The organism is Bradyrhizobium cajani, from assembly GCF_009759665.1.
Taxonomy (GTDB): domain Bacteria; phylum Pseudomonadota; class Alphaproteobacteria; order Rhizobiales; family Xanthobacteraceae; genus Bradyrhizobium; species Bradyrhizobium cajani.
Map to the genome: position 1 here is coordinate 117,245 of NZ_WQNE01000022.1, position 16,094 is coordinate 133,338.

The 16,094-nt window shown below is 65.1% G+C and carries 15 protein-coding genes; 3 read left to right on the forward strand and 12 right to left on the reverse strand.

Going from position 1 to position 16,094, the window contains the following annotated elements:
- Positions 1–74 precede the first annotated feature (74 nt).
- The 3 genes from GPL20_RS24640 (at position 75) to glsA (ending at position 5,408) form a co-directional block, all read left to right on the forward strand.
- Positions 75–1,241, forward strand: coding sequence for a TAXI family TRAP transporter solute-binding subunit (locus tag GPL20_RS24640; protein ID WP_157332439.1), 1,167 nt, complete (start codon positions 75–77; stop codon positions 1,239–1,241).
- A gap of 231 nt (positions 1,242–1,472) precedes the next feature.
- A complete protein-coding gene (locus GPL20_RS24645; protein WP_157332441.1) occupies positions 1,473–3,539 on the forward strand; it encodes a TRAP transporter permease in 2,067 nt (688 codons plus the stop codon).
- A 21-nt stretch (positions 3,540–3,560) separates the two neighbouring features.
- Positions 3,561–5,408 carry a glutaminase A gene (glsA, locus tag GPL20_RS24650; RefSeq protein WP_157332443.1) on the forward strand — a complete coding sequence of 616 codons (1,848 nt, stop codon included), beginning with the start codon at positions 3,561–3,563 and terminating at the stop codon, positions 5,406–5,408.
- 68 nt (positions 5,409–5,476) lie between these two features.
- On the opposite strand, the gene GPL20_RS24655 is transcribed toward glsA, so the two are convergent.
- From GPL20_RS24655 to GPL20_RS24710, 12 genes are all read right to left on the reverse strand, one after another.
- The gene (locus tag GPL20_RS24655) at positions 5,477–5,779 is read right to left on the reverse strand and encodes a nucleoside triphosphate pyrophosphohydrolase family protein (protein WP_167533190.1); all 303 of its coding nucleotides are present in this window, start codon (positions 5,777–5,779) and stop codon (positions 5,477–5,479) included.
- A 26-nt stretch (positions 5,780–5,805) separates the two neighbouring features.
- Complete coding sequence (locus GPL20_RS24660) at positions 5,806–6,333, reverse strand: carboxymuconolactone decarboxylase family protein (RefSeq protein ID WP_157332448.1); 528 nt, start codon at positions 6,331–6,333, stop codon at positions 5,806–5,808.
- A gap of 556 nt (positions 6,334–6,889) precedes the next feature.
- On the reverse strand, positions 6,890–7,249 hold the full coding sequence (locus GPL20_RS24665) for a Zn-ribbon domain-containing OB-fold protein (RefSeq protein ID WP_157332450.1): 360 nt from the start codon (positions 7,247–7,249) through the stop codon (positions 6,890–6,892).
- Positions 7,246–8,382, reverse strand: coding sequence for a thiolase family protein (locus GPL20_RS24670; RefSeq protein ID WP_157332452.1), 1,137 nt, complete (start codon positions 8,380–8,382; stop codon positions 7,246–7,248). Before GPL20_RS24670 ends, GPL20_RS24665 begins: the two co-directional genes overlap by 4 nt.
- A 35-nt stretch (positions 8,383–8,417) precedes the next feature.
- Positions 8,418–9,413: an OmpA family protein gene (locus GPL20_RS24675; RefSeq protein ID WP_157332454.1), complete on the reverse strand. Its 996-nt coding sequence runs from the start codon at positions 9,411–9,413 to the stop codon at positions 8,418–8,420.
- A gap of 135 nt (positions 9,414–9,548) precedes the next feature.
- The gene (locus GPL20_RS24680) at positions 9,549–10,751 is read right to left on the reverse strand and encodes a CaiB/BaiF CoA transferase family protein (RefSeq protein ID WP_157332456.1); all 1,203 of its coding nucleotides are present in this window, start codon (positions 10,749–10,751) and stop codon (positions 9,549–9,551) included.
- A 126-nt stretch (positions 10,752–10,877) separates the two neighbouring features.
- Positions 10,878–11,084: a hypothetical protein gene (locus tag GPL20_RS24685; RefSeq protein WP_157332458.1), complete on the reverse strand. Its 207-nt coding sequence runs from the start codon at positions 11,082–11,084 to the stop codon at positions 10,878–10,880.
- Between the two features lie 124 nt (positions 11,085–11,208).
- Entirely contained in the window at positions 11,209–12,378 is a 1,170-nt protein-coding gene (locus GPL20_RS24690; RefSeq protein ID WP_157332460.1) for an acetyl-CoA acetyltransferase, read from the reverse strand.
- Positions 12,379–12,436: 58 nt separating this feature from the next.
- Positions 12,437–13,087, reverse strand: a complete 651-nt coding sequence (gene eda / locus GPL20_RS24695) for a bifunctional 4-hydroxy-2-oxoglutarate aldolase/2-dehydro-3-deoxy-phosphogluconate aldolase (protein ID WP_167533191.1) — start codon at positions 13,085–13,087, stop codon at positions 12,437–12,439.
- Between the two features lie 22 nt (positions 13,088–13,109).
- On the reverse strand, positions 13,110–14,093 hold the full coding sequence (locus GPL20_RS24700; protein WP_157332510.1) for a sugar kinase: 984 nt from the start codon (positions 14,091–14,093) through the stop codon (positions 13,110–13,112).
- Between the two features lie 23 nt (positions 14,094–14,116).
- The gene (gene denD / locus GPL20_RS24705; protein WP_157332464.1) at positions 14,117–15,103 is read right to left on the reverse strand and encodes a D-erythronate dehydrogenase; all 987 of its coding nucleotides are present in this window, start codon (positions 15,101–15,103) and stop codon (positions 14,117–14,119) included.
- Between the two features lie 73 nt (positions 15,104–15,176).
- A complete protein-coding gene (locus GPL20_RS24710) occupies positions 15,177–16,022 on the reverse strand; it encodes a carbohydrate ABC transporter permease (RefSeq protein ID WP_373568201.1) in 846 nt (281 codons plus the stop codon).
- Positions 16,023–16,094: the final 72 nt, after the last annotated feature.

The following is a 16,094-nucleotide window of genomic DNA, read 5'->3' on the forward strand; positions in this document are numbered from 1 at the left end:
CGTCTCAAACAAAATCTGTTTCAAACAAAGAATGAAAATCTTCGCGGCAAAAGCGGAGATCATTGGAGGGAAACATGCTTCGTGGGCTGCTCGTGCTCGCGCCTGCCTTGGTGGCGGGCATTTCTGTTGCGTCTACACGCTATGCATCCGCGGAAGATATCAAGCTGCCGGCGACATTGACGTTCACCGCCTATGACACCGGCACCGCCGGCTTCAACATCGCGGTCGGCGTCGGCAAGATGATGAAGGACAAATACGGTACCGACGTGCGCGTGCTCCCCGCAGGCAACGACGTCGCCCGCCTCGCGCCGCTGCGGGCCAAGCGCGCGGCCTCCGCTGCGATGGGATCGGGCACCTACTTCGCGCAGGAAGGCGTGTTCGAATTCGGCAGCAAGGAGTGGGGGCCGCAGCCGCTCCAGATCCTGCTCTCGAGTGTCGATTGCAATTGCGGCTCGCTTGGCGTTGCCGCCGATAGCGGTGTGAAAGATCTGAAAGACCTGAAAGGCAAGCGCGTCGGCTTCGTGGTCGGCTCGCCGGCGCTGAACCAAAACTCGCTCGCCGTGCTGGCTTTCGCCGGATTGACGCAGAAGGACGTCAAGGCCGTCGAATTCGCAAGCTACGGCGCGATGTGGAAAGGGCTCATCAACAACGACGTCGATGCGGCCTTCGGAACCACCATCACCGGCCCGGCAAAGGAAGCCGAGACCTCGCCGCGCGGCCTGATCTGGCCGCCGCTTCCGGCCAAGGACAAGGAAGGCTGGGCGCGGATGCAGAAGGTCGGCTCGTTCTTCTTCCCGCAGCTTGCCACCTGCGGCGCCGGCATCTCACCGGAGAAGCCGGTCGAACTCGGCAATTACCCCTACCCGATCTTCGTCGCCTACGCCTCGCAGCCGGCCGACCAGGTCTATGCGATCACCAAGGCCATGATCGTGAACTACGACGCCTACAAGGACTCCGCGCCCGGCGCCGGCGGCCTTGGCGCCGACCGCCAGACCAAGAATTGGGTCGTGCCGGTGCATCCCGGCGCGGTGAAGGCGCTGAAGGAGGCTGGCCAATGGACCGACGCGCAGGAGGCGCACAACAACAAGCTGATCAAGCGCCAAGAGGTGCTTGGCGCTGCCTGGACGGAGTACGGCAAGTCCAATCCGCCGTCGGATGACAAGGCCTTCCTCGACGGCTGGATGAAGGCGCGCGCCGCGGCGCTCGCCAAGGCCGACATGCCGAACGGGTTCGAGGAATAGTCTTGCGCTGTCCAAATTCGATCATGCCGACCACGTCCGTTGCCCTCATCCTGAGGAGCGCGCTCTTCGCGCGCATCTCGAAGGATGGACCACGGGCGACATCGTACCCGCGGCCATCCTTCGAGACGCCCGCCTTTGGCGGGCTCCTCAGGATGAGGTTCTCCGAGTGGGCTCTAAGGTAGCGACGGGTTGGCCAAAATGCAGGCCGCTCGCTAAAGGACATGATTGCTGATGTCGTCTGCATCCTCCACCACCAACCTGCAGACTCGGGTCGTGTTCGACGATCCGCATGGCGCCGCCGGCAACATGCAGGAGGCGGAGGTCACGCGGGTGCGCACGCTGCGTGGCGCGTGGCGCTGGACGCTGGTGGCCGCGACCGCGGCGACGATCCTGCTCTGCATCAACCAGCAGTTCTCGCTGCGCTTCTTCGTCGGCTACACCCAGCTCAACACCGAGTATTTCTATCTCCTGATCGCATTGATGCTGCCGTTCACCTTCCTGATCTTCCCAGGGAGTAAACGCGCCCCGCTCGACCGGATCCCCTGGTACGACCTCGTCCTCTTCGTCGCGACGTTCGCGGCCGCGCTGATGCTGATGTCGAACGTGCGCAAGGCGGCGGAAGCCGGCTGGGAGTTCGGCGGCGCGCCGAACAGCGTGATCGCAGCCGGCCTCGTGATGTGGGTGATGCTGATGGAGGCGCTGCGGCGCACCGGCGGCTGGAGCCTGCTGCTGAGCGTCCTGCCCTTCACCGTCTATCCGCTGTTCGCCGAATCCAGTTGGCTCGGCCCATTCCGCGGCACGCAATCGACGCTGGAACAGGCGACCGCCTATCACGTGCTCTCCGGCGAGAGCCTGCTCGGCATTCCCATCCAGGCCTTTGCCGACACCGTGATCGGCTTCCTCGTGTTCGGCACAGCGCTGATGATGACCGGGGCCGGAAAATTCTTCATCAACCTCGCCTTCGCGCTGTGCGGCACCTTCCGCGGCGGCGCAGCGAAGGTCTGCATCTTCGCGAGCGGCCTGCTCGGCATGATGTCGGGCTCGATCATCTCCAACGTGCTCACCGCCGGCACCATGACCATTCCTGTCATGAAGAAGAGCGGCTTCCGCGCCTCCTATGCCGGTGCGATCGAGGCCTGCGCCTCGACCGGCGCGGTGCTGGCGCCGCCGGTGATGGGCGCGACCGCTTTCGTGATCGCCCAATTCCTCAATGTCAGCTACGCCGACGTCGCCCTCGCCGCGATCATTCCTGCCGTGCTCTATTACGCCGGCCTGTTCATGCAGGTCGACGCCTACGCCGCGCGTCACGGGCTGAAAGGCATCCCGCGCGCCGAGCTGCCGCGGATCATGGATACGATCAAGGACGGCTGGTACTACGTCTTCGTCATCGCGCTTCTGATCGTGATGCTGCTCTATTTCAAGCGCGAGAGCCACGCGCCGTTCTACGCGACCGCCCTGCTGCTGGTCCTCAACCAGTTCTTCTCCAAGGACACGCGCTGGACGTTCGCGACCATCGGCAAATTCCTGGAGGTCAATGGGCGCACCTTCGTCGAGCTGGTCGGCATCCTCGCCGGCTGCGGCTTGTTGATCGGGGCGTTCTCGATGACCGGCGTGGTGTCGAGCCTTGCCAACGATCTCCTGCATATCGCCGGCGACAATCCGTTCCTGCTGCTCGGCATGTGCGCCCTCACCAGCCTGATCCTCGGTCTCGGGCTGACGACGACGGCCTGCTACATCTTCCTCGCCATCCTGGTCGCGCCCGCGCTGGAGAAGCTCGGGCTGAACCGGATGGCCGTGCACATGTTCATCTTCTACTGGGGCATGCTGTCGTCGATCACCCCGCCGGTCGCCATCGCCTCGTTCGCCGCCGCAGGCATCGCCGGCTCGCCGGCGATGAAGACGGGATGGGAATCGATGTGGGTCGGCAGCATCATCTACTTCATCCCGTTCTTCTTCGTGCTCAACCCGGCGCTGGTGCTGCAAGGGCCGAGCCCCTACCTCGCCGGCCTCGGCCTGATGGGGCTCGCCGCGTTCGGCACGCTGTTCATCTGCGGCGGCATCCAGGGCTACCAGCCTTTCGTCGGTAACCTCCGCGGCGCGGGCGCGCTGGAATGGCCGATACGCGTGCTGCTCGTGATCGGCGGCTTCGTGGTGGCGACGCCGGGTGGCGGGATCATGCCGCTGTCGCAGATGCAGGTGACGCTGCTCGGCCTCGCCATCCTCGCGCCCACGGCCTTGCTCGCCTTGCTCCTGGTCCGGCGGCAGAGCGTGGTGCCGAACGGGTTGCACGTACCCTGATTGCGTTGCACAAGTGAGGCGATGAAACCGCAATCGCCTCTCGCCGCCGCCTGGACCCGCTCGAAGCCGCCTCTGCTGCGGTTCCTGGACAATTGCCTCACGGAGTTCTCGGCGGAGACCGCAGGCCATGTCGCCGACTACATCCCCGAGCTGAGCAAGGCCGACCCTGCCTATTTCGGCATCAGCCTCGCAACGCTGGACGGCCATGTCTATGAAGTGGGCGACAGCCGCGTGCCCTTCACCATCCAGTCGATGTCGAAACCGTTCGTGTTCGCGCTGGCGCTGGACCTGCTCGGCGCAGGCAAGGTCGAGAGCGCGATCGGCGTCGAGCCCTCCGGCGACCCCTTCAACTCGATCCGGCTCAATTCCGAGAACCATCCGTTCAACCCGATGGTCAATGCCGGCGCGATTGCCTGCACCGGGCTGATCTACGACAGCAAGGGCGTTGAGGCCTTCGAGCAGATCCGCCTTGCGCTCGGCCGCTTTGCGGGCCGCGACCTCGCCGTGGACGAGGCGGTCTACGCCTCGGAGAGCCAGACCGGCGACCGCAACCGCGCGATTGGCTATCTGCTGAAGACCAATGCTGTCATCTCGGACAACGTCGCTGGCGTGCTCGATGTCTATTTCCGGCAATGCGCGGTGTTGGTCACCGCGCGCGACATCGCGGTGATGGCGGCAACGCTCGCCAATCGCGGCGTCAATCCGGTGACGGGCGAACAGGTGCTGACGCCTTACGCGATCTCGCGCGCGCTGTCGGTGATGACGTCGTCGGGCATGTACGACTATGCCGGCGAGTGGATCTACCGGATCGGCATTCCCGCCAAGAGCGGCGTCGGTGGCGGCATTCTGGCGGCGCTCCCCGCCCGCCTCGGGCTCGGCAGCTATTCGCCGAAGCTCGACAAGCACGGCAACAGCGTGCGCGGCATCAAGGTCTGCGAGGCGCTGTCCTCGCACTACGATCTGCACATGCTCAACCGCAGCGACGACGCGCGCAACGCCGTCATCGCCGACTACGACATCGGCAAGAGTCCGTCGCGGCGCGTGCGCCGGCCGCAGGAGCGCGAGATTTTGGCGGCTCATGAGCAGGAGGTGCGGATCATCGAGCTGGTCGGGACGCTGTCGCTGTCCGCGGTCGATTACGTCTCGCGCCGGCTCGCGGGCCGGCCGCGGCCGCAATTCGTGATCTTCGACCTGCACCGCGTCACCTCCACCACGCGCGCCGGCGCACGCCTCGTGGCCGAGGCGTTCGAGGAGCTCGCGGCGCTGAACGTCACGGTGGTGCTGTCAGGCGTCAGGCGCGCCTCCAAGGAATGGAACAGCCTGCGGGAATGGACCGCGGAGCTGAAGAACGTCCGCGACTTCTATTTGCTCGACACCGCGATCGAATGGGCCGAGGACCAGATCGTCTACCGCTATGGCGGCTCGATCGATTTCCACGAGACCACCGAGCTTGCGGAGCAGCCGTTGCTTGCGGGGCTGAGCGAGGCGGAGCTGACCGACCTCGCCGCACTCTGCGCCATCCGCACCTACCAATCCGGCGCAAAGATCCTCGTGACCGGCGATCCCGCCGATTCCCTTTTCTTCCTGCGCAGCGGCGCGGTCCACGTCACGCTGCCCGACGGCGTGCGGCTGGCGACGCTCACCGCCGGCATGGCCTTTGGCGAGATGGCGCTGCTGGAGGCAACACGGTCCGCTGACGTGTTCGCGGACATGGCGGCGACCGCGTTCGAAGTGCCTTTGAAGGATTTCGAGCGCTTCCGCGAGCAGCACCCGCGCGCCAGTGAGCGCATCATGCGCAACCTCGCGCAGATCCTCGCCGATCGCCTGATCGTCGCCAATGCCAAGGTGGATATTTTGACGGCGACGTGAGCGGCGGCGGAGGTTCTTCACCTCTCCCGTAGGGAGAGGTGAACCCGGAACAGCCAACCGATCGTACCCTACCGGCTTGCGGCCTCGCTCAGCCGCCGCTTGATCTTTGCCGCGCTCTTTTCGAGCAGTTCGGATGGCTTCTGGCCGGTCGCCGCGCACAGGCACGCCCAGTAGTAGATGACATCGCCGAGCTCATCGACGAGACCCGCCTGATCGAGCCAGTCGTCGCGGAGCAACTTCTTGATGTGATCGGCGACCTCGCCGGATTCACCGGCGAGGCCAAGCCCCAGATAGGACAGGCGTTCGTTCGACGGATGCTCGTCGACTTTGGCAATGGTTGCAGCCCAGGCCGCGTACTCATCGATCGTCATCGGCATCCCTCGCCGTTGCTGTCGGATCAGCCCACCACTTCCGTGACCGGCTGGAGATCGATCTCGAAGGTCTCCAGGAATTTCGACGTCATGATGTAGAAGCCGACCGAGAGCTGGAGCTCCACCAGTGCGGCCGGCGTCAGCTTCGCCGCGATCGCCCTGAAGGTCGCTTCCGTCGGCTTGTTCAGCTTCACGATCTCGTCCGTGAAGGCGAGCGCAGCGCGCTGCACCTCGTTGAAGCAGGTCGCGGCCTGCCAGTTCTCGAGCGCCTCGTTCTGCTCGTCGGTGACACCGACATTCTTGCCGATGCGCTTGTGCGCGACGATCTCGTACGGCGCCTCGCACAGGATGCCGGTACGGGTGATGGCGAGCTCGCGCACGATGGGATCGAGCTCGCCCTTGTGGCGGATGGCGCCGCCGAGCCGGCAGTATTGCTCAAAGTAGCTCGGCGAGTGCGCCATCATGCGGAAGATGTTGGCGTTGCGGTTCTTGTCGAGAATTTCGCGGGTGCGGTCGGATGCCTTGGACGGATCGCTGTAGTTGATGCGGGCCATGATTTTCCTGAAGTTTTTCCTGAGCTTTTGATGCTTCTTGTCGTTGGCCGACTAAGTTCCCCAAAACTCTATTCTTGCGCGACCGCAGGAGCAACATCATCGAGTCAAAATGCCGCCGCATTGCTGATCGACCCTGACACAGTCGATATTCGCCGCGTGGGGACAAATCGCGGCGGATACTCGCAAATGGGGTGTTCCGAGTAAAACAATTGGCCGTCTTTGCGCTTCAAACGCGCAACGATGAGTCACGCCCAAGTCTAGGGAGAACAAGGCATGAAGGAAGCCACCAAGGGGGCGGCCTCGGGAGCGCTCGCACATATGCTGGCGGTGACGGCGATGCTCGTCATCGCCAGCATATTGTTCTACGGGCGCTAAAGCGCGACAGCGCTTTGGTTTTTGTTGCGCATGATCTTTACGGAAAACCGCTTCGCACTCTTCCGGATCATGTTCAGAGTTTTCGTCATTCCGGGGTGGCCCTCGCACAGGCCAGGCCCAGAATCCCGTTCCAGGCTCGGTCCCTTGGACCGCCCCCGAATGACGGATCCCGCTACTTCCTTCACGCTTCTTTCGTGAAGAACGGCACGAGTTTGCCGGCAAAGGGTTTGAAGCTCGCGGTGACCGAATCACCGATGGCAAGTCCACTCTCGCCATGGGCCATCATGCGGAATCCCTCGGCGCAATCCACCAGCAGGATGTTGTAGGGCACGTGCGTGCGCGTCTCGGGCGTGGCGGCGCGGCAGACCAGCGAGGTCGCATAAACCCTGCCCTTGCCGCTGGCGCGCTGCTCGCGTGGATCGGGCGCGCCGCAGGCCGCGCAGAAGGCGCGGTGGAAATACTGCACATGGCCGCATGCGCCGCAGGTCTGGAAGGTGATGGCCGCTTCGCCCCTGGTCCAATCCGCGATTCGGTCGCTCATCGCACCCGCTCCAGGAACATGCTGACGTGAGACGACAGCACGCCGCCGTCGCCGTGCAAAAGCGCGATCGAGGCGTCGCGCACCTGGCGGCTAGCCGCCCGCCCCGTCATCTGCAAATGCGCTTCGACCAGATGCGCCATGGCGCCGCCGACGCCGCAATGGCCATAGCTGAGCAGCCCGCCATGGGTATTCAGCGGCATGACGCCGCCGCGGCCGAAATGGCCGGCGCGCACGCGCGCGGCCGCCTCACCGCGCCCGGCGAGGCCGAGGTCCTCCAGCAGCATCGCGAGCGTGATCGTGAAACTGTCATAGATGGCGGCATAGCGGACGTCGGAGATCGCAAGGCCCGTGGCCTCCCTGGCGCGCGCGATGGAGATTTCCGCACCGAGCTCGCTGAGCGAAGGTGCTGCCGTGACATGCTGATGGGTGTGTGCCTGGGCGCAGCCGCGGATGCGCACGCCGGCCTCCCCGGTCCGCTCGCGGCTGACGACGAAGGCGGCACCGCCGTCGGAGACCGGGCAACAGTCGAGCAGCTTCAGCGGCATCGCCACCGGCTTCGAGGCCATGACGTCGGCGACCGTGATGGGATCGTGAAATTGCGCGCCGGGATGGGTGCAGGCGTGGGCGCGCATCAGCACCGCAAACTCCGCGAGGTCCTCTTCGGTCACGCCATATTCGTGCATGTAGCGGCTGGCGACGAGGCCGTAATAGGCCGGAATGGTCGGCCCCAGCGGCACCTCGTAATCGGGATTCCCGACCTGCGCCAGCGCCTGGATCGAGGCGTCGCGGCTCTGCCCGGTCAGACGATTCTCGCCGGCGACGACCAGCACATTGCGTGCAACGCCCGCGTCGACGAGGTGATGCGCGAGCATCGTCATCGCAAGCCCGGTGGCACCGCCGACCTGCACGGCATGGGCGTAAGACGGACGAATGCCGAAATGCTCCGCGAACACAGTCGCCAGCATGATGTGCGGCGAGACGGTGGAGTAGCCGCAGAGAACGCCGTCGATGTCGGCACGCCTGAGCCCGGCATCGTCGAGCGCAGCTTGCGCGGCCTTGCTCATCAGGTCGAGCGAGGATGAGCCTTCGTGCTTGCCGAAAGGCGTGAGGCCGACGCCGGTGATGAAGCTCATCGCAGTATGACCTTCCGTGCTCGGCGCGCAGCGCGCTACTGCAACACCATCTCCACCCGGCGGTTCCGCGCGCGCCCGACGTCGGTTGTGTTATTGCCGAGCGGCGCGTAGCTGGCAACGCCGGCTGCCGACAGGCGCCTGGGATCAACCTTGTAAGTCGTCGCCAATGCATCCACGACCGTTTGCGCGCGCGCCTTCGACAAGGCCAGATTGGCCTCCAGCGAACCCTGGTTGTCGGTGTGCCCCACGATGTGGACCTTGAGCGATCCGTCTGACTGGAGCAACTTCGCCATCTGGTCGACTTGAGCTTTCGACTCCGGCTTGATGACGGATTTGCCCGTATCGAAGTACAGCCCATACAGCGCCACCTTGCCGTCGGCCTGGAGGCCCTTCGTCAAGGCGTTCACGTCCACCAGCACCTTGTCGGATTCCATGGCCTTGGGTTCGACGATCTCCACGATCGTGGCCACGTACTTGCTGGACAGCGCAAAGGTGCCAGGCCTGGCCGTGAGAATCCCGACATGCAGCGTCGTGCCGGACGCGTTCACGGTCCCGTACCAGTAGCGTTCGGTCCCGGATTCCTGCCACTGCTGGAGCAGGGTGATCGGGCTCCACCCTTCAAGTTCGGCCTTCGGCAGCGATGGATTGGCCGGAAGCTTGCGAAGCTGGCCAAAGTCCCGCGCCCCGCAATTGTCGGCGCAGCTATCCTGCCTTGCCGCACCGGCGCGCTCCAGCGCCTGCTCGTAGTTGCGCTGGACTTCCAAAACCGACTTTCCGGCCGGCGCGAGGTAGAACAAGCGCGTGACACGGCCCTCGATCTTCGCGACCTCGCCATTCTGGCTTCCTCGCGGGATGCCGACCTGGTCGAAGCCTTTCACATCCTGCGCGACGAGCCAGGAGCCCGCATAACGGCTGATCAGCGCATGGTCGCGCGCATCAGGGGCGTCGGCCGGCATCGCGGCACGAGCGACGACAGGTACGGCAAGTACGATGCTGCACGCGACGGCGAGCAGGCGGGCGAAGGCAATCATGAGAAGGTCCGTTTCGCAGTTCCGGGGCCGCTAGAAGGGGCATGCGGGGGCCCCACTCCGGCCAGCAGATATTGTTGAACAATGGATACATCCTCACGACTACATCGTCGCTTGGCGCAACCTACATACCAATTCCTACCCGTCGGCGACAGCCCTGGTGACGCCGTCGCGAACCATGACTGCGATCTCGTCGGCGGAATAGCCGAGCTCGCGCAGGATCTCTGCGCCGTGCTCGTTGAGGCGCGGCGCCAGCCGCACCGGCTCGGCTTCCGTTTCCGACCAGGTGGTCGTCACTTTCATGCTGCGGATCCGGCCTTCTGTGGGATGCTCGACGATCGGAAAGAAGCCGGTCGCCTCGAGATGCTCGTCATGCAGGATCGACGCGAGGTCGTGCATCGGCATCACGGGCACGTCGGCCTTTGTGAGCAGATCGATCCATTCGGCCGTGGCGCGCGTCTCGAAGATGCGCGCGAGTTCGGCATAGACGACGTCGATATTGGCGGCGCGGCCAGCGAAGGTCGCGAATTTGGGATCGGCACGGAGATCGTCGCGCGCCGTGGCCTTAAAGAAGTTCTCCCACTGCTTGTCGTTGTAGACGATGACGCTGAGATAGCCGTCCGACGTCTTGTAAGGCCTGCGGTCGCGCGAGAGGTGGCGGGCGTAGCCGCCCTTGTCGAGCGGCGGCTCGTAGGTGAGCCCGCCCATGTGGTCGCCCATGACGAAGCCGGCCATGGTCTCGAACATCGGGATGTCGACGCGCTGGCCGCGACCGGTGCGGTCGCGATGCACGAGGCTGGCGCAGATCGCACCGACCGCGGTGAGGCCGACGATGCGGTCGACCAGCGCGTTCGGCACATAGCGCGGCACGCCGTCGCCGGTCTGCGCCATCAGCGCCGGCAACGCGGTGGCGCCCTGGATCAGATCGTCATAGGCGGGCTTTGCCGCATAGGGGCCGTCCTGGCCGAAGCCGAACACGCCGGCATAGACCAGGCGCGGGTTGATTGCGGAGACGACGTCGTAGCCGAGTTGAAGCCGCGCCATCGCCTGCGGGCGGACGTTGTAGACGAGCACGTCGGCATCCCTCAGCAGCCGCAGCACGGCCTCGCGCCCAGCCGGCTTCTTGAGGTCGAGGCAGATCGAGCGCTTGCTGCGGTTGGTGTTGAGGAACACCGGGCCCATGCCGGCGTGCCGCGTCGGGCCGATCAGCCGGGTCACGTCGCCATCGAGCGATTCCACCTTGATGACGTCAGCGCCATAGTCACCGAGCATCTGGGTCGCATAGGGCCCCATCAGCACGGTGGTCATGTCGATGACCTTGATGCCTTTCAGCGGCCCCATCGTTTGCTCCCGATTGCGCAGGGCGCGGCTGGCCCTTGCAATTTCGGTCCAGCTAACGGCAGCACCGCCGCGCGCGCAAGGGCGACCGGCGTATGGCCGCATGCACCGTGCGGCGATACCGGGTCGCTATTTCTTCTGGCGGGATTCGCGGATCTTGAGGAGCCGGTCGAGCTCGTCGTTCTGCTGGTTGATGCGGTCGGCGATCCGTGACTCGTTCTGCTCGCCGGAGGCGGCAGCGGCCTGCTCGATGAGCTGGCGGATATTGTCCTCGAGGATCGCAATGCGGTCGTTGAGTGCGTCCATCGACAGCGAATCTTCGTAGCCATTGCTCATGATGCATTTCCCGCAAAATCAATCAGGAGCGATAAGGTGGGCAAAGCATAGCGTGTCCACCTTGATCTAGCGCAAGGAAGAAGATGGGCACGGCGCATAGCGCCTTTGCCCACCCCACGAGAGCCTACTTCAACGGCTCCAGCACGGAGACGTAGTTGGCAACGGCGGCGCCGCCCATGTTGAAGATGCCGCCCAGCTTGGCATTCTTGAGCTGCATGCCCTCGGGCGCCTGGCCGGCGAGCTGCATCGCGGTCATCACATGCATCGAGACGCCGGTGGCACCGATCGGATGGCCCTTGGCCTTGAGGCCGCCGGACGGGTTGACCGGCAGCTTGCCGTCCTTGAGCGTCCAGCCTTCCTTGATGGCGCGGGCGCCCTGCCCCTTCGGCGTCAGGCCCATGGCTTCGTATTCGATCAGCTCGGCGACGGTGAAGCAGTCATGGGTCTCGACGAAGGAGAGATCGGACAGCGTCACGCCCGCCTTCTCCAGCGCGCGCTGCCAGGCCACCGTGCAGCCCTCGAACTGGAGGATGTCGCGCTTGGACATCGGCAAAAAGTCCTGGGCGTGCGCGGTGGCGCGGAAGCCGATCGACTTGCTCATGGTCTTGGCGGTCGCGGCATCGGCCAGCACCAGCGCGGCGGCGCCGTCGGAGACCAGCGAGCAGTCGGTGCGCTTCAGGGGGCCCGCGACGTAAGGGTTCTTCTCGCTCTCGGCGCGGCAGAAGTCGAAGCCAAAGTCCTTGCGCATCTGGGCGAAGGGATTGGCGACGCCGTTCTTGTGGTTCTTGGCCGCGATCAGCGCCAGCGCATCGGACTGGTCGCCGTATTTCTGGAAGTAGGAGCTGGCGATCTTGCCGAACACGCCGGCGAAGCCGCCGACCGTGTCGCCATCCTCAGGCAGGTAGGACGCCTTGAGCAGGTTCTTGCCGATCTCCGGACCCGGCGTGCGCGTCATCTGCTCGACGCCGACAACGAGCACGATCTTGGCCGCCCCTGCGGCAATCGCGCGCAGGCCCTGGTGCACGGCGGCCGAGCCCGTGGCACAGGCGTTCTCGACCCGGGTCGCCGGCTTGAAGCGCAGCTTAGGGTCGGCCTGGAGCACCAGCGAGGCGGTAAAATCCTGGGGCGAGAAGCCGGCGTTGAAATGGCCAAGCACGATTTCGTCGACATCGGAGGCCGAAACACCGGCATCCGCCAGCGCCTCATTGGCCACGCGGGTGACGAGGCTTTCGACGGTCTCGGTGTCGAACTTGCCGAAGGGCGTATGCGCCCATCCGACGATGCTGGCGGTCATGGTCTTCTCTCCCTCGCGTCTTATCTGAGCTAAGTCTTAGCCCAAGGATGGCAAGACTTCACGCGCCTTTCAGGGCCTTGAGGGTGCGCTGGCAGATGGCAGTTATGCCGGCCCAGTTCCCGGCCCTGATCTCGGCCGTCGGGCACAGCCAGGAACCGCCGACCGCGACCACATTGGGCTCGGCGAGCCAGGTCGCCGCATTGGCCTCGCCGACGCCGCCGGTGGGGCAGAACCGCACGTTCGGGAACGGGCCGCCGAGGGCGCGCAGGCCCTTGATACCGCCGGCCTGCTCGGCCGGGAAGAATTTTGCGACGTCGAAGCCGTGGGTCAGCGCCATCATCAGCTCGGAGGCGGTGGCAATGCCGGGCGCGAACGGCAAGGCGCTGTCGGCGGCGGCCTTCAGCAGGTCAGGGGTCAGGCCCGGGCTGATGCCGAACCTGACGCCGAGCTTCTCGACGCGGGTGAAGTCGGCCGGATTGAGAATTGTGCCGATGCCGACCGCCGCCTCGGGGACTTCGGCCATCATCGCCCTTGCGGCCTCGATCGCAACAGGGGTGCGCAGGGTCACCTCCAGCGTGCGGACGCCGCCGGCGACCAGCGCGCGTGCCAGCGGCACCGCATCCTGGATGCGCTCGATGGTGAGGACGGGAATGACGGTCGCGTCCCGAAACAGCGCGACGAGTTGGTTCTGTTGAGCAGCCGTGGTCATGTCTTGGGTCTTGGCTTTCGTTTCACTTGGTCGCCTGGCGCGAAGATGCCGGCCGGTGCCGCTTCTTCGGTGGCATGGCATAGCCCGGAATGATGGCGCCGGGATAGCAGATCACGAGGCTGGCCAGGCGATGCCCGGCCTGGGCCGCCTCGACCGGCTCGGAGCCGCCGAGCCGGGCCGCGATATAGGCCGCGGCAAAGCTGTCGCCGGCCGCCGTGGTGTCAACGACGGGCTTGGTCATTGGTTCGGCACGAACCTCGCTCGTGCCCCCGGGGAAGCGCAGCAGGCTCACGGGCTCGGCCAGCCGGAATACCAGCTCGGGCGTCGGGATGCGCGCCATCAGCTGCTCGTGGCTCTCGCCGGGATAGAGCGCGAGCAGGTCCTCGGTCGAGGTCAGCACGATGTCGGCGGCCGCGAAGGCTGCGGCGAACACCTCGCGCGCGACATCGCGGTCGGGCCACCCGCGTGCGCGGAAATTGGTGTCGAACACGAAGCGGGTGCCGAGCAGGCGCGCGCGCTTGATCGCGGCGAACAGGCGCTCGCGCCCGGGCGCATCGTAGATCGAAAGCGTGATCGCGGAGAGATAGACGACGTCGTAGCTCATCAGCGAGTTGAGGAGCTCGTCGGTCTCCGGCAGGCTCATCAGCTGGCGCGCCGCCGCGCTGTCGCGCCAGTGGAAGAACTGGCGCTCGCCCTTGGCGTCCGTCTGGATCATGTAGAGGCCGGGCAGCTTGCCCGGCAACCGCGCGACGCGCCGGGTGCCGACGCCCTCGGCATTCCAGGCCGCGATCATCTCATCGCTCAAGGCATCATCGCCGAGCGCGGTGAGATAGTCGACCTTGACATCGAGCCGCGCCAGATACACCGCGGTGTTGAGGGTGTCGCCGCCGAGGCCGCGCGAATACAGGCCGCCGCCCTGCCCGGCAGACTGTCCCGCGGACTGTCCCGCCCCTTGGGCCTGCCTGAGCTCGACCATGCATTCGCCGATGCAAGCAACGCTCGCCATCATGTGACCCGCTCAGCCAGAGATCAGGCGACGAAATTGCCGCCGAGCTCGTCTTCGATGTGAATGCGGATGATGTCGTCGAAATTCTTCTCGGCCGTGGTGAAGCCGAGCTCGAGCGACCGCTTTGCATTGAAATTGCGCGGCCAGCCGCCGACGATGCCGACGATGAAGGGATCGGGCTCCCGCTTGATGCGCGCGGCGACCTTCTCGCCCGCGACGCGCTTCAAGGCCGCGATCTGCTCGCCGACCGTGGCCGACAGGCCCGGCATGGTCAGATTGCGGCGCGGACCGACGGCCGCGAGGTCCATGGTGCCGGCGTGGAGCAGGAAGCCGACAGCGGAGCGCGGCGTCGCGTGCCAATGGCGGACGTCCTCGGAGACCGGCAGGACTGCCTCCTTGCCCGACAGCGGCTCGCGCAGGATGTTGGAGAAGAAGCCAGAGGCCGCCTTGTTGGGCAGGCCCGGGCGGATGCAGATGGTCGGCAGGCGGATGCCGATGCCGTCGAGGAAGCCGCGGCGGGAATAGTCGGCGAGCAGGAGTTCGCCGATCGCCTTCTGGGTGCCGTAGCTGAGCAGCGGCGTGTGGAAGAACTCATCGCCGATCGCGTCCGGGAATGGCGCGCCGAACACCGCGATCGACGAGGTGAAGACCACGCGCGGCTTGTAACCGCCACCGACGAGGCGGATGGCGTCGAGCAGCATCCGCGTGCCGTCGAGATTGATGCGGTAGCCCTTGTCGAAATCGAGCTCGGCTTCGCCGGAGACGATCGCGGCGAGATGGAAGATCACGTCGGGGCGGCCGGCGATCAGCTTTTCGGCCGCGCCCGGCACGGCGAAATCGCCCGACACGGTCTCGACGGGAAAGCCGGCCTTTTCCGGCTTCTTCGGCTCGACCACGTCATGCATGGTCAGCCTGGTGACGTCGCTCTTGCCGAGCCGGCCGTCGCGAAGCAGCCGTTCGCAGAGTTTGCGGCCGACCATGCCGGCGGCGCCCAGAACCAGAATGTGCAAGAGCCTACTCCTTCTTATTGGCTTATTGGCCGGAGCGCGTCAGGCCCGGCGCGCTCTCATGGCGGCCCCGCAATCATTCCTTCACGGCGCCGGTCATCGCCGACACATAATGCTCCACGAAGAACGCGTAAAGGATGACGAGCGGCAGCGAGCCAGCCAGAGCTCCCGCCATCAGCGAACCCCAGCGGTAGATGTCGCCGTCCACGAACTCGTTGACGATCGCGACGGGCACCGTCTTGTTGCTGGTCGATTGCAGGAAGGTCAACGCATAGATGAACTCGTTCCAGCACAGCGTGAAGCAGAAGATGAAGGCCGAGATCAGGCCAGGCACCGCGAGCGGCAGCACGATCTTGACCAGGATCTGCCAGCGGCTCGCCCCGTCGATCAACGCGCACTCCTCGAGCTCGAAGGGAATGGTCTTGAAATAGCCCATCAACAACCAGGTCGAGAACGGGATCAGGATCGTCGGATAGGTCAGGATCAGCGCCAGGGGCGAGTCGAACAGGCCGTACTGGAAGACGACGGTGGCGAGCGGAATGAACAGGATCGACGGCGGCACGAGATAGGCGAGGAAGATCAGCCCACCGACGAGATGGGCGCCCTTGTACCGCAACCGCACGATGGCATAGGCGGCCAGCACGCTCGCAAAGATCGAAAGCACCGTCGCGCAGACGGCCACATACATCGTATTCCAGAGCCAGTGCGGATAGTAGCTCTCGAACAGCAGCTTGTGGAAGTGCTTGAACGTCGGGCTCCAGGTCCAGAACGGGTTGTAGGTCTCCATGTCGAGCAGTTGCTCGTCCGGTTTCACCGCGGTCAGCGCCATCCAGTAGAACGGAAACAGCAGGACCACGACGATGATCGTGAGCGGCAGATAAAGCGTCACGATCCGCCGCGGCACCGACTGCAGATAGCTCATGCCCTCGCTGTGATCGGCCGTCGGCGACGAGCCGGACAATACGGCCTTGAGATCGATGGATCTGGTGGGCAG

Bases quoted from the DNA above. Each gene is read 5' to 3' on its own strand.
- GPL20_RS24710 (WP_373568201.1), bottom strand. From the start codon at position 16,022: ATGAGCTATCTGCAGTCGGTGCCGCGGCGGATCGTGACGCTTTATCTG.
- GPL20_RS24670 (WP_157332452.1), bottom strand. From the start codon at position 8,382: ATGAGCTTCATCACCGGCGTCGGCCTCACGCCTTTCGGCAAGCACGAA.
- GPL20_RS24675 (WP_157332454.1), bottom strand. From the start codon at position 9,413: ATGATTGCCTTCGCCCGCCTGCTCGCCGTCGCGTGCAGCATCGTACTT.
- GPL20_RS24685 (WP_157332458.1), bottom strand. From the start codon at position 11,084: ATGAGCAATGGCTACGAAGATTCGCTGTCGATGGACGCACTCAACGAC.
- GPL20_RS24655 (WP_167533190.1), bottom strand. From the start codon at position 5,779: ATGACGATCGATGAGTACGCGGCCTGGGCTGCAACCATTGCCAAAGTC.
- eda (WP_167533191.1), bottom strand. From the start codon at position 13,087: ATGACCACGGCTGCTCAACAGAACCAACTCGTCGCGCTGTTTCGGGAC.
- GPL20_RS24640 (WP_157332439.1), top strand. From the start codon at position 75: ATGCTTCGTGGGCTGCTCGTGCTCGCGCCTGCCTTGGTGGCGGGCATT.
- GPL20_RS24645 (WP_157332441.1), top strand. From the start codon at position 1,473: ATGTCGTCTGCATCCTCCACCACCAACCTGCAGACTCGGGTCGTGTTC.
- glsA (WP_157332443.1), top strand. From the start codon at position 3,561: ATGAAACCGCAATCGCCTCTCGCCGCCGCCTGGACCCGCTCGAAGCCG.
- GPL20_RS24680 (WP_157332456.1), bottom strand. From the start codon at position 10,751: ATGGGGCCGCTGAAAGGCATCAAGGTCATCGACATGACCACCGTGCTG.
- GPL20_RS24690 (WP_157332460.1), bottom strand. From the start codon at position 12,378: ATGACCGCCAGCATCGTCGGATGGGCGCATACGCCCTTCGGCAAGTTC.
- GPL20_RS24700 (WP_157332510.1), bottom strand. From the start codon at position 14,093: ATGGCGAGCGTTGCTTGCATCGGCGAATGCATGGTCGAGCTCAGGCAG.
- GPL20_RS24660 (WP_157332448.1), bottom strand. From the start codon at position 6,333: ATGGCCCGCATCAACTACAGCGATCCGTCCAAGGCATCCGACCGCACC.
- GPL20_RS24665 (WP_157332450.1), bottom strand. From the start codon at position 7,249: ATGAGCGACCGAATCGCGGATTGGACCAGGGGCGAAGCGGCCATCACC.